The sequence below is a fragment of the Prevotella sp. ICM33 genome, assembly GCF_000517825.1.
Taxonomy (GTDB): Bacteria; Bacteroidota; Bacteroidia; order Bacteroidales; family Bacteroidaceae; genus Prevotella; species Prevotella melaninogenica.
Window position 1 is genome coordinate 124,664 of sequence record NZ_JACD01000071.1, and the last position, 11,428, is coordinate 136,091.

The following is an 11,428-nucleotide window of genomic DNA, read 5'->3' on the forward strand; positions in this document are numbered from 1 at the left end:
CTCAAAAAGATAATGTTACTTTCTGAACTATGTTCATATGTTACTATGTCTTCCATTCCCCCACGGTTCTATTGTCCCAAATTATCATGTTTAATTAAGAGTATACTATGTACAAGATAAACATCTCCTCCCGCACCCTCCACTTCCTCCGCCCTGCAGGTACTTCACGCGGTGTCTACACAACAAGGAAGAGCTATTATGTCACGCTGTCTGACACGAATCAGCCTGACGTAGTGGGTATTGGGGAATGCGCAACACTCCCCGACCTGTCTTGCGATACCATGACTGACGAGGAATATGAGCAGAAGCTCCGCAGTTTCTGTGATGACTTCTGCCGCACAGGGATTATTGACATTGATGCTATGCGCCCTTTCCCTTCAATGCTCTTTGGGTTAGAAACAGCTAAGACACAGTTGGATGCCAAGGGAAGCATCAACTTCTTTAACACTGCTTTTGGACGAGGTGAAGAAGGAATCACCATCAATGGACTCGTGTGGATGGGAACTTTCGATGAGATGTATCAGCGATTGGAAACGAAACTCAAGGCTGGCTTCCGTTGTGTAAAGTTGAAGATTGGTGCAATTGACTTTGAGAAAGAACTCGACCTTATACGCCATATCCGTCAAGCTTTCACACGTGAGCAGGTGGAACTACGCGTTGATGCGAATGGTGCTTTTGCTCCAGAAGATGCCATGCAACGATTAGAAGCTTTGGCACAATATGATATCCACTCCATCGAACAACCTATCCGACAGCATCAATGGCAGGAGATGGCACGCTTGTGTGCTGACTCTCCCCTACCGATAGCCCTTGATGAGGAGCTTATCGGTGTCAATAACCCTGCAGAAAAAGTGCTTTTACTCGATACGATTCGCCCACAATATATCATCCTAAAGCCAAGTCTACATGGCGGTATGACTGGAACAAGAGAATGGATTACAATGGCAAGAGAACGTAACATTGATTCATGGATAACCTCAGCACTTGAAAGTAACATCGGACTGAATGCTATCGCCCAGCTAACAGCTGACATCTACGGTCCAAACATCACCACTCCACAAGGCTTAGGTACGGGACAACTCTTCACTGACAATATCCCAATGCCATTAGAAATCAGGGGCAATCAGCTTTGGATCAGCGATTAAGAAGACTATTATTAGCCCTATTAGACTAATTAGCCTCATACGCCCAATAAGATAAAACCAAACAACAATGACACTACAAGACTTCCTCTCAGAATGGCATAATGATAATCCGCAACTCCTTGTGCATACCAGTGGTTCAACTGGAAAGCCAAAACCGCTGTGGGTAGAGAAGCAACGTATGCTCAATTCAGCCCACATCACTTGTGATTTCTTGGGTTTGAAGGCTGGCGATACCGCCCTACTCTGTATGCCACTCGACTATATTGCAGGAAAGATGGTAGTGGTAAGAAGTATTGAGCGTAACCTACGCCTACTGAGCGTAACACCGTCTGGACACCCTCTCTCTGACCATTCTTTGTCTGAAGCAGGTATCTCGAACGAGGAGATAACCTTTGCTGCGATGGTACCACTGCAGGTCTATAACTCTCTACAAGTACCTAAAGAGTGTGAGCGTTTGCGCCGTATCCACCATCTTATTATAGGCGGTGGTGCTGTTGATGATAAACTGTCAGCTGCTTTACAGGATTTCCCTAACGCCGTTTGGAGTACCTACGGGATGACGGAAACGCTCTCACATATTGCGCTCCGACGTCTGAATGGACCTGACGCCAGTGAGTGGTACAAACCCTTTGACGGTGTGAAAGTATGGCTCAATGAAGAAGGTTGCCTTGTTATTGATGCCCCTGCTGTTTGCTCTCACCCTTTAGTAACCAACGACAGAGCTAAAATTCTCCCTACGAACACAAAGGAAGGACTTAAAACTCCTTGCTTCCGTATCCTTGGACGAAAAGATAATGTGATTGATTCTGGCGGTATTAAGATTCAGATTGAGGAAGTAGAACACCTACTGAAATCCTCTCTTACAGCCGATTTTGCTATAACAAGCTGCCCTGACGAGCGTTTTGGAGAAGCTGTGGTCTTACTCACTACACAAGGCGACACCAATGCAGTCAGAACACTCTGCCAACAACGTCTTCCAAAGTTCTGGCAACCTCGTTTCATCTTCCACGTTCCTACCCTTCCCCAAACAGGTAATGGAAAACCAGCAAGAGCAGAGATTAAGGCTTTAGCACGCCAGTTATGTAATTCAAAAGCATAACATTGCCCTCAATCCAACTACATTCTGCATCCTATTTAGTACTCAGCACCAATGGTGCGAACTATCAGCACCACACGTGCGGACCATCAGCACATCTATTAAAAAGGTTAAGAGAGATTTGTCATAGCGAACTTAATCAATCGTAGGATATAACAAGTAAAAGCTAACTTAGACATAAGTTGCTTATAAAAAAGCACAAGACGAGAAGATATAACATACTATTAGCAAAAAACACACACATTGTCACAAATGACATTAATCCTTACAACTTTTCTTCATCTCATCTCCAGACACATCTTCTCAGCCCCTCACAAACAATGAAAAACTTAATATTTTGTTTGCCACAACCGATTTTTTTAGCTAATTTTGCAGTCACAAAACCAATACGTAATTTTTAAATGGACGATTATCACGCGGAGAATTTCAAACTGTAGGCGTGAGGATTACAACAAGAAGTTGCTAATCCCCACACTATTATTTAACTATGGAGATTAGCTAATGAAGACATATTGGAACATTAACGGAACCCTGAATACCATTAAGGAATGGCAGCCTAACTGCTGGATTCAGGTTACTTGCCCAACAGAGCAGGATCAGCAAGAACTCGAAGACACTTTTCATATTCCAGACTACTTCTTATCGGATATCAGCGATACCGATGAGCGAGCACGCTATGAATATGATGATGGTTGGATGCTGATAATCCTCCGTATCCCATACGTGAAGGAAATTCGCTCACGAACCCCATATACAACAGTACCATTAGGTATCATTCACAAGAAAGATGTAACCATCACGGTTTGCAATTTCGAGACAAATATGATGCTCGACTTCGTCAGCTATCAGCAAAAGAGAAATGAGGGCTTTACTGACTATGTAGACCTTATCTTTCGTCTCTTCCTTTCTTCTGCTGTGTGGTATCTAAAACGACTGAAGCAAATCAACACTTTGATTGAAAAGGCAAAGCGCAACTTAGATAAAGGTGTGGACAACGAGAGCCTAATTGGACTGAGTCGTCTGCAGGATTCGCTTACCTACTTCATCACATCCATTCGTGGCAACGAGAACCTTTTGGCTAAGTTGAAGTTTAAGTTGCAGATTGACGAGTTGGATGCCGACCTGATTGAAGACGTAAATATTGAGATGTCACAGGCACGAGAAACAACGAGTATCTACTCTGATATTCTTGAATCCACCATGGATACCTACTCAAGCATTATCAACAACAACATGAACACCGTGATGCGTACGCTCACCTCGGTGTCAATTGTTATGATGTTGCCAACGCTTATATCCTCCCTCTTCGGTATGAACCTTGTCAATGGAATGGAAACGAATCCATGGGGATTCCCTGTTGCAATGTTCTTATCAGTCGTCGTTTCTGCTGCATCATGGTGGTTGCTACGCCGTAAACGCCTGCTTTAGAAGAGAGAAATTAAAAAAAATCAACTTAAAATTAGGTACTTTCAAACTTTTTATCTAAGTTTGCAGTTGATATATTAGTGGTAGAAGACTACCGTGCATCTTTGCAATGGTCTGAAACCTTAAATGTGGAAAAACCCAAATCACAAACAAAAAGTGAAATGATGGACTCTCAAGAAAATGCCCTGAATCAGGGTACAGAAGAAGTTAAGCTGTCTGAAGAAGTTGCAGCCAATGCTACAACGGAGAATTCCGAAGTGCAGAATGTTAATACTGATGCTGTAGAAGAAAACCTCAATCAACCAGTTGAAACGAAGTCAGAGAGCGAGAAGGAAAATCCCGCTACTAAGACTTATAGTTCAAAAAAGGAGATTATTGAGCGCCTGAAAGCTATCGTTGACAGTAATGAAACACCAGAGAAAGCTGAAGTAGAGCACCTGAAAACGGTATTCTACAAGTTGCATTTTGTTGAACGCGAAGCACAGCAGAAAGCTTATCTCGAGAATGGCGGTGACCCAGAGAAATACCAAGTATTGCCTGATGAGGATGAAGAAATCTTCAAGGCAGAGATGACCATCATCAAGGAAAAACGCCAAAAGGCTTTCCTCGCACTTGAAGAGGAGAAGCAGCAGAACCTCAAGAAGAAAGAAGCTATCATCGAACAGATTAAGGCGATGGCTACTACTCCTGAAGAGGCTAACAAGAACTTTGACCAGTTCAAGAAGCTTCAGCACGAGTGGAAAGAAATCAAGATGGTTCCTGCTGAGAAGGCTAACGAACTTTGGCGCAACTATCAACTCTATGTTGAGCAGTTCTATGACTTGTTAAACCTCAACCGTGAGGCACGCGAATACGACTTCAAGAAGAATCTTGAGAAGAAGACTAAACTCTGTGAAGCAGCTGAGAAGTTGGCGGAAGAAACAGATGTTATCAGTGCATTCCACCAGTTACAGGAACTTCATCAGGAATATCGTGAGACAGGTCCTGTTGCTAAGGAACTTCGCGAGCAGATTTGGACACGCTTTAAAGCTGCCAGCACTGTTATCAACAAGCGTCACCAACAGCACTTCGAAACACTCCGAACACGCGAAGAAGAGAATCTGACAAAGAAGACTGCACTCTGCGAAAAGGCTGAAGAACTTGCAAAACAAGAGAACAAATCTTCTGCTGATTGGGAGAAGCGCACTAAGGAAATCATTGCTATCCAGCAGGAATGGAAGACCATTGGCTTTGCTCCACAGAAGATGAACGTGAAGATTTTTGAACGTTTCCGTGCAGCATGTGACGACTTCTTTGGTCGTAAAGGCGAATTCTTCAAGCAATTAAAAGAGCAGTTTGCTGAGAATACAGAAAAGAAAAAGGCACTTGTTGAAAAGGCTCAAGCATTGAGTGAGTCTACCGATTGGAAGGCTACATCAGATAAGCTCATCGCTTTACAGAAAGAGTGGAAGACCATCGGAATGGTTCCTAAGAAGATTGGCGACCAGTTGTGGAATGATTTCCTTGCTGCTTGCAACCGTTTCTTCGAGGCCCGCAACGCTGTTCACGCTGACTCTCGCAATGAGGAACATGAGAACTTAAACAAGAAACGTGATATCATCAGCCAGTTGAAAGAGCTTGTTGAACAGACAGGTGAGAACTTACAAGAGAAGGTACAGAAACTGACTGAGCAATATAATAAGGTGGGGCACGTTCCTTATAAAGAGAAAGATAAACTCTACAAGGACTACCACGAGGTATTGGATAAGATTTATAAAGACCTCCATATCTCTGCAGCACGTAAACGAGTTGACAATTTCCGCAATAACCTCAAGAAGGTTGCTGACCGCGGCGTTGATGCACTCGACAACGAGCGTGGTCGTCTGCTCCGTCGCTTTGAGCAGTTAAAGCAGGAGGTAAACACTTACGAGAACAATCTCGGTTTCCTCAACATCAGTTCAAAGAAGGGCAACACCCTTATTGACGAAATGAACCGTCGCATCCAGAAACTCAAAGATGATATGGATGAAGTGAAGCAGAAGATTAAGGCTATCGATGCTGAAAACAAATAAAAAGGACATTCTTATCTATTCAGTTTCATAATAATACAAGGGTAGATTGAAGGAAATAGAACCAAGAAAAGGGGCAATTCTTTGCAGAATTGCCCCTTTTCTTATCATCTACAATGCAATTATTTCTCTCACAACAAAGTTTTATTGTCGAATTATTTTCGTAAAAAGAATTCGTAACAGATACGAATTTCCCAAGAGAGAGAGATAGAAAGAGTACCTGTCAACCATAAAACATGCCCTAAAAGTAAGTTCATCCGTTAACCTCAAATCAGTCATTAGAAACTAAATATATTTTGTTTTTATCGCAAAGCCATAATTTTTATACTTATGAAACCCGACATATAGTATTTCGAAAAATCATTACATACTTTCAAATAAAATACCAATAAATAATGGTGATTATACATGTAAAATGTAAGTTTGTAGTCAACATAAAATCAGATAGTTACAAAGCAGTATAAGAAAAGATGCTTAATTGGACTTCAAAAGGGCGCTAGTTAGACTCCAAAAAAGCATCTTTTACAAGTCAATTAGGCGTCTTTTAGAAGCCAAAAGACCATGTATTGCCTTCGATACACATGAAAATAGTTTACAAACATCTATAATATCAGTCTTTGTAACTTGACGTAGCCCGCTACACCTGCGTTACAAAGCCAAACAATCTGCTCGATAATAAAACAAAATATGTTTAGCCTCTACTGACCGATTTGGATTTAACGGAAGAACCTAAAAGCTGACTTATTTATTCCTTTACTGTCTTCTTCTTTGCCTCAGTCCATGCAATGATACCACCTAAAAGGTTGGTAACGGTGTATCCTTCTTTGGCAAGAAGAGTCGCTGCTATAGCAGAACGCTTACCAGAACGACAATAAACGGCACAAGGACGTTTCTTATCAAGCTTAGCAAGAGCATTAGAAAGGAAAGAAGGCGTCAACACATCAATATGTATTGCACCTGGAATATGCCCTTCTTTAAACTCATCAAGTTTACGAACATCCACCAACTGAACAGAGTCAGACTTAATAATCTGCTCAAAACGATTAACATCTACATCCGTATAAGGATTCTGCGCACATGCACCCATACCTATTCCCAATGCTGCCAAAATGGCTGTAAATAACTTCTTCATACTCTATCAGGTAAATATTTAAGCTATTGAATGAAACAAAAAAAGAGAGTTGAAAACTCAACTCTCTCACCTTGTTGGGATACCCGGACTCGAACCAGGAATGACAGGACCAGAATCTGTAGTGTTACCATTACACCATATCCCATTGACTTTACAACTCATTTCCGAATTGCGAGTGCAAAGTTAGCACTTTTTCTTGAACTACCAAAACTTCTACCAACTTTTTTCATGAAAAGAGATAAAAATATTCTCAAAGACAGTTTTTCGTTGCTAAATAGCCCAAATAAGCCCAACAGGAACAAATTGCTAAATAAAATGAAATTTATTTTGTGCTTCATTCCTTTTGCGCTACCTTTGCATCTCGTATATTATAATGTGATTTAATGGATAAGACAAAGAATTTAGTAGAATTAATTACAAAGGGAATTCAAGATAAAAAGGGACATGGCATAGTTATTGCAGACCTATCAGAGATCGATGGTACTATCTGCCGCTATTTCGTTATATGCCAGGGTAACTCCACACAACAGGTAGAAGCTATTGCCGGATCAGTGAGCGATTATGTTCGCGAAACGATTGGTGAGAAGCCTATCAACTGCGTAGGACTTGGTAATGCACAGTGGGTGGCGATTGATTATGCGGACGTTATCGTCCACATCTTCACCCCAGAGACACGTGAATTCTATGACATAGAACACCTTTGGGAGGACGCCAAGTTGACCACTCTGCCAGATTTAGACTGATAAAGTAACCTGGTAATCGCCTTTTTATATAAAAAATCAGACTTCAAAATGGACAATTCAAATCCAAAGAACAAGCCGAATATGCCAAAATTCAATATGAATTGGCTCTACATATTCGTTATTATTGCCCTCGGAGTAGTATTCTTTGCTGGGGGGAATGGGCTTTTCCCGTCAAGTGCAGGTATAGACAAGGACTATACCACGTTCAAACAATACGTTGCTAAAGGCTATGCAACAAAGGTAATTGTCAATCGGAATGACAATACCCTACGCATGTATGTAAGCCCAAACCATATCCGTGACATCTTTAAGAAGGGTACACAAGAAGTGGGTACAGCCCCTTATGTTACCGTGGAGATTGGTTCGGTTGATAAGGTAGAAACCTTCCTCGATCAAGCTGTAGCTCAAAAGAAAATCGTAAGCTATAGTTATGAGAACAAAACAAGCAACACGATTCTCGATATTCTTGGCTCTATTGCACCATGGATATTCTTCTTTGGTATCTGGTACTTCCTCATGCGCCGTATGGGCGGAGGTGCCAGCGGAGGTGGTGGAGTATTCAGCGTTGGAAAATCTAAGGCAAAACTCTATGAGAAAGCCAACGAAATGGGTATCACCTTCAAGGATGTTGCTGGTCAGACAGGTGCAAAACAGGAGGTACAAGAGATTGTTGAGTTCTTGAAGAATCCTAAGAAATATACCGATTTAGGTGGTAAAATCCCTAAGGGTGCACTGCTTGTTGGTCCTCCGGGAACAGGTAAGACCCTCTTAGCTAAGGCTGTTGCAGGTGAGGCTGGTGTACCATTCTTCTCTATGAGTGGCTCAGACTTCGTTGAAATGTTCGTCGGAGTTGGTGCGAGCCGAGTGCGTGATGTATTCCATCAGGCTAAAGAGAAGTCACCTTGTATCATCTTTATTGACGAGATTGATGCCGTTGGACGTGCTCGCTCAAAGAACCCAGCTATGGGCGGAAACGATGAGCGTGAGAACACACTCAACGCCCTTCTGACCGAGATGGACGGCTTCGGAACGAACTCAGGCGTTATCGTTCTTGCAGCAACGAACCGTGTTGACATGCTCGATAAGGCACTCCTTCGTGCCGGACGATTCGACCGTCAGATACACGTTGACCTACCAGACTTGCCAGAACGTAAGGAGATCTTCCTCGTTCATATGCGCAATTTGAAGTTAGAGAAGAATCTTGATATCGACCTCCTTGCACGTCAGACGCCAGGTTTCTCAGGTGCTGATATTGCCAATGTATGTAACGAAGCTGCCCTGATTGCAGCCCGTCACGACAGCACAGAGGTAACAAAGCAAGACTTCTTAGACGCTGTAGACCGTATCATCGGCGGCTTAGAGAAGAAGACAAAGATTATGACAGCTGACGAGAAGCGCACTATTGCCCTTCACGAAGCAGGTCACGCAACCATTAGTTGGTTCTGTGAGCATGCCAACCCATTGGTAAAGGTGAGTATCGTACCACGTGGTCAGGCACTCGGTGCAGCATGGTATCTGCCAGAAGAGCGTCCTATCACAACAAAAGAACAGATGCTTGACGAGATGTGTTCATTGCTCGGTGGACGTGCTGCAGAGGAACTCTTCACTGGTCATATCTCAACAGGTGCAATGAATGACCTCGAACGTGCGACCAAGAGTGCATACGGTATGATAGCCTATGCAGGTATGAGTGACAAGTTGCCAAACATCTGTTATTATAACAATGATGAATATAACTTCCAGAAGCCATACTCTGACACGACGGCTAAGACCATCGATGAGGAGGTACTAAAGATGATTAACGGACAGTATGAGCGTGCAAAACAGATTCTGACAGAGCACAAAGAGGGTCATAACCGTTTGGCACAGATTCTCATTGAACGTGAGGTAATCATGGCAGAAGACGTTGAGGAAATCTTCGGAAAGCGTCCTTGGGTAAGCCGTACACAGGAATTGCTTGAGCAGGAAGAGAAGTCTCAGCCTAAATTAGAAGACATGCCAGAGGAGGTTAAGCAGGCACAAGCAGAGCACGAAGCAAGAATCGCAAAAGAAGGTAACGACAACGCAAGTGATTTATAAACAAACATACAGTTATGAGTGATAAACTAAAGAACCTGATTGTCAGAGCCGTTACAGGCGTATTCTTCGTCACCGTGATGGTGTTGGGTATCCTTCACCCTCACGCACTGATTGCTCTTTTCGCACTCATCACGGGTCTTTCCATTTGGGAATACACAGGATTGGTGAACAATATCAAAGGAGTAAGGGTAAACCGCTTTATCTCAACCATAGCGGGAGTCTATTTCTTCCTATCGGTTGCAGGACTACGTTTGACACCAGTTGAGGGCTTCGTTATCTTTGTACCCTACATTCTGACAATTCTCTACCTGTTGGTTTCAGAACTGTATCTGAAGAATGAGAACCCTATCAACAGCTGGGCATACACGATGTTAGGACAGATGTATATCGCATTGCCTTTCTCAATGATTAACGTATTAGCTTTCCAGCAGGGTGAGATGGGACAGGTAAACTTTGATTCCCTTCTTCCATTGAGTATCTTCATCTTCCTTTGGACAAATGATACAGGTGCTTATCTCTGCGGTTCACTCCTCGGCAAGCATAAGCTCTTCCCACGTATCAGTCCTAAGAAGAGTTGGGAAGGAAGCATTGGTGGCGGTATTCTTGTTCTGATTGTAGCGGGTGTCATCGGCTACTTTGCAAACATCGGTGCTACACCTCACATGCTGAGCATTCCTGCATGGGTAGGTCTCGGACTCGTCGTAGTGGTCTTCGGAACATGGGGCGACCTTGTAGAGAGTCTTCTCAAGCGTACACTCGGTGTCAAGGATAGCGGTAATATACTGCCAGGACATGGTGGTATGCTCGACCGCTTTGACTCATCACTCTTAGCAATACCAGCCGCTGTCGTGTATCTCTACACATTGACATTCTTCTATTAAACTATAATAAAAAAAGAAATAACAGACGTGTAGGGACAGACGGGGCCGTCTGTCCCTATGTTGTTTATAATCTTGCCCTATTCCGACAATGAACGCAGAACTCACAGTAGATTATCTTCGACAAGCTTTTGAACATTATAACAACATCATCTTTGACGGTAAACTACCCCTACCAAAGCTGAAGTGGTCGCGTGCTAAGACTCGTTTAGGACAGATGGCATGTAAAAGAAAGATGAGTTGGGGGCGTACAAAGTTTTATGACTTTAGTATTTCCATTTCTAACTATTATAAACTGACAACAGAACAGATAGACGATGTGCTCATCCACGAGATGATACACTACTCTATTGCCTATACAGGACTGAAAGACACATCATCACACGGCATTGTATTTCGTAGTATGATGGACAAGATTAACCGTACCTTTGGCAGACACATCACAATCTCCGTACGCACACGTAATCTCCAACCTCGTACGACACTACAGCCTAAAGATTATCTCATATTAGCTTTAGAAATGAAAGATGGTAAGTATTTCCTTTCTTCTGTCAATCCCTCTGCCGCTGGAAAACTGGCAATTTCCCTTGCTCGTACCCGAGAGATTGCTCATTACGCATGGTATCAATCACAAGACGAATACTTCCACAGCATGCCACGAGTTCGCTCTTTGCGTGGCAGACAAGTATCTAAAGAGGTTTATACAACGATGATTGAGAAGATGAAACTCCTAAGATAAGAAACAAACAAACCTATATTTGCAAACTATTTTCACACAACTCAAAACTAATACATGCTCTTTTAGCTTCTTAAAGACGCCTAATTGGCTTGCAAAAGGTGCCCTTTAAGACCCTTACTAACGCCCTTTTGAAGTCCAATTAA

At 42.7% G+C, this 11,428-nt stretch carries 9 protein-coding genes and 1 tRNA gene; 8 read left to right on the forward strand and 2 right to left on the reverse strand.

Annotated features, from left to right (window positions below):
- Positions 1 to 107 precede the first annotated feature (107 nt).
- From menC to HMPREF1505_RS08455, 4 genes are all read left to right on the forward strand, one after another.
- Positions 108 to 1,145 carry an o-succinylbenzoate synthase gene (gene menC, locus HMPREF1505_RS08440; protein ID WP_036924573.1) on the forward strand — a complete coding sequence of 346 codons (1,038 nt, stop codon included), beginning with the start codon at positions 108 to 110 and terminating at the stop codon, positions 1,143 to 1,145.
- A gap of 67 nt (positions 1,146 to 1,212) precedes the next feature.
- Positions 1,213 to 2,244 carry an AMP-binding protein gene (locus HMPREF1505_RS08445; protein ID WP_036924577.1) on the forward strand — a complete coding sequence of 344 codons (1,032 nt, stop codon included), beginning with the start codon at positions 1,213 to 1,215 and terminating at the stop codon, positions 2,242 to 2,244.
- A 498-nt stretch (positions 2,245 to 2,742) separates the two neighbouring features.
- Positions 2,743 to 3,669 carry a magnesium transporter CorA family protein gene (locus HMPREF1505_RS08450; RefSeq protein ID WP_004361368.1) on the forward strand — a complete coding sequence of 309 codons (927 nt, stop codon included), beginning with the start codon at positions 2,743 to 2,745 and terminating at the stop codon, positions 3,667 to 3,669.
- Positions 3,670 to 3,827: 158 nt separating this feature from the next.
- Positions 3,828 to 5,717 (forward strand): DUF349 domain-containing protein, encoded by a 1,890-nt coding sequence (locus tag HMPREF1505_RS08455; RefSeq protein ID WP_036924580.1) that lies wholly within the window; start codon positions 3,828 to 3,830, stop codon positions 5,715 to 5,717.
- A gap of 742 nt (positions 5,718 to 6,459) precedes the next feature.
- Here HMPREF1505_RS08455 and HMPREF1505_RS08460 read toward each other — a convergent pair.
- Together HMPREF1505_RS08460 and HMPREF1505_RS08465 are read right to left on the reverse strand one after the other, a co-directional pair.
- Positions 6,460 to 6,846: a rhodanese-like domain-containing protein gene (locus HMPREF1505_RS08460; protein ID WP_036924584.1), complete on the reverse strand. Its 387-nt coding sequence runs from the start codon at positions 6,844 to 6,846 to the stop codon at positions 6,460 to 6,462.
- Between the two features lie 74 nt (positions 6,847 to 6,920).
- Positions 6,921 to 6,991: transfer RNA gene (locus tag HMPREF1505_RS08465), tRNA-Gln, on the reverse strand.
- Positions 6,992 to 7,229: 238 nt separating this feature from the next.
- On the opposite strand from HMPREF1505_RS08465, the gene rsfS reads away from it, so the two are divergent.
- From rsfS to HMPREF1505_RS08490, 4 genes are all read left to right on the forward strand, one after another.
- Entirely contained in the window at positions 7,230 to 7,589 is a 360-nt protein-coding gene (gene rsfS / locus HMPREF1505_RS08475) for a ribosome silencing factor (protein WP_004361374.1), read from the forward strand.
- Positions 7,590 to 7,637: 48 nt separating this feature from the next.
- Positions 7,638 to 9,668 (forward strand): ATP-dependent zinc metalloprotease FtsH, encoded by a 2,031-nt coding sequence (gene ftsH / locus HMPREF1505_RS08480; RefSeq protein ID WP_013264037.1) that lies wholly within the window; start codon positions 7,638 to 7,640, stop codon positions 9,666 to 9,668.
- 14 nt (positions 9,669 to 9,682) lie between these two features.
- Positions 9,683 to 10,549 carry a phosphatidate cytidylyltransferase gene (locus HMPREF1505_RS08485; RefSeq protein ID WP_036924587.1) on the forward strand — a complete coding sequence of 289 codons (867 nt, stop codon included), beginning with the start codon at positions 9,683 to 9,685 and terminating at the stop codon, positions 10,547 to 10,549.
- 88 nt (positions 10,550 to 10,637) lie between these two features.
- Positions 10,638 to 11,285, forward strand: coding sequence for a SprT-like domain-containing protein (locus tag HMPREF1505_RS08490; protein WP_036924590.1), 648 nt, complete (start codon positions 10,638 to 10,640; stop codon positions 11,283 to 11,285).
- Positions 11,286 to 11,428 lie beyond the last annotated feature (143 nt).

What these genes read in the sequence shown, in the direction of transcription:
- menC (WP_036924573.1), top strand. Translation starts at nt 108, where the DNA reads ATGTACAAGATAAACATCTCCTCCCGCACCCTCCACTTCCTCCGCCCT.
- HMPREF1505_RS08445 (WP_036924577.1), top strand. Translation starts at nt 1,213, where the DNA reads ATGACACTACAAGACTTCCTCTCAGAATGGCATAATGATAATCCGCAA.
- HMPREF1505_RS08450 (WP_004361368.1), top strand. Translation starts at nt 2,743, where the DNA reads ATGAAGACATATTGGAACATTAACGGAACCCTGAATACCATTAAGGAA.
- HMPREF1505_RS08455 (WP_036924580.1), top strand. Translation starts at nt 3,828, where the DNA reads ATGATGGACTCTCAAGAAAATGCCCTGAATCAGGGTACAGAAGAAGTT.
- HMPREF1505_RS08460 (WP_036924584.1), bottom strand. Translation starts at nt 6,846, where the DNA reads ATGAAGAAGTTATTTACAGCCATTTTGGCAGCATTGGGAATAGGTATG.
- rsfS (WP_004361374.1), top strand. Translation starts at nt 7,230, where the DNA reads ATGGATAAGACAAAGAATTTAGTAGAATTAATTACAAAGGGAATTCAA.
- ftsH (WP_013264037.1), top strand. Translation starts at nt 7,638, where the DNA reads ATGGACAATTCAAATCCAAAGAACAAGCCGAATATGCCAAAATTCAAT.
- HMPREF1505_RS08485 (WP_036924587.1), top strand. Translation starts at nt 9,683, where the DNA reads ATGAGTGATAAACTAAAGAACCTGATTGTCAGAGCCGTTACAGGCGTA.
- HMPREF1505_RS08490 (WP_036924590.1), top strand. Translation starts at nt 10,638, where the DNA reads ATGAACGCAGAACTCACAGTAGATTATCTTCGACAAGCTTTTGAACAT.